Source organism: Kitasatospora nipponensis, assembly GCF_039528135.1.
In the GTDB taxonomy this organism is placed as follows: domain Bacteria; phylum Actinomycetota; class Actinomycetes; order Streptomycetales; family Streptomycetaceae; genus Kitasatospora; species Kitasatospora nipponensis.
Map to the genome: position 1 here is coordinate 1 of NZ_BAAALF010001202.1, position 507 is coordinate 507.

The following is a 507-nucleotide window of genomic DNA, read 5'->3' on the forward strand; positions in this document are numbered from 1 at the left end:
GCAGGCCGAGTACATCGCCGACATCGTCCGGGCCGGTGCGCTCACCCCGGAGCAGGCCAAACTGAAGTCCGACCAGGACATGGCCCGCTACCTCCCGGAGGGCTTCCTGACCCCGGGTCACGCCTTCTACGCGATGGAGGCCGGCGGCGAGCTGATCGGCACCGGCTGGGTCAACCACGGCTTCCTGCCGGGCGTCACCTTCGGCTTCTCCCTGCTGGTGCACGAGGAGCACCGCGGCAAGGGCTACGGCCGGGCCGCGATGACCGTCGGCGAGTGGGCCACCCGGCAGGGCGGCGACGAGGCGATGATGTTCAACGTCTTCGGCGGCAACGAGGTCGCGATGAACCTGTACGACAGCACCGGCTTCGCCGTCCTGGACGAGTTCCGCTTCCTCGAGCTCCCTTAGACCGACCGGATCGGTACGATGCCCCGCAGGCACGACAGCCGGGGGAGGCGACAGTGACGGCGGACGAGTCGGCAACGGCCAACGGCCTCGGGGGGCGGGAC

General features: G+C 70.0%; 1 protein-coding gene. It reads left to right on the forward strand.

The features are described from left to right. Window positions 1–406: GNAT family N-acetyltransferase (locus ABD323_RS45665; protein ID WP_344447806.1), on the forward strand; the 406-nt coding region annotated here is incomplete at its 5' end. Window positions 407–507 lie beyond the last annotated feature (101 nt).